The sequence below is a fragment of the Staphylococcus agnetis genome, from assembly GCF_002901865.1.
Lineage (GTDB): Bacteria > Bacillota > Bacilli > Staphylococcales > Staphylococcaceae > Staphylococcus > Staphylococcus agnetis.
Window position 1 is genome coordinate 1 of the sequence record NZ_PPQF01000125.1, and the last position, 203, is coordinate 203.

The 203-nt window shown below is 30.0% G+C and carries 1 protein-coding gene; it reads right to left on the reverse strand.

Features of this window, described 5'->3' with window-relative positions; genetic code table 11:
- A partial coding sequence (gene tnpA, locus CD172_RS12125; protein ID WP_142384439.1) for an IS200/IS605 family transposase occupies nucleotides 1–203 on the reverse strand: 203 nt, incomplete at both ends.

The following is a 203-nucleotide window of genomic DNA, read 5'->3' on the forward strand; positions in this document are numbered from 1 at the left end:
AACTTCCTATTACCATATTTATATTTCAAATGTGCATGTTTATCAAAAATCATTAAGCTACTCTTACCTTTTAAATATCCTACAAATTGAGAAACACTCAGTTTTGGAGGTATACTCACAAGCATATGAATATGATCTTTACATGCTTCAGCTTCTATGATTTCAACACCTTTTCTTTCACATAGTTGTCTCAGAATTATTCC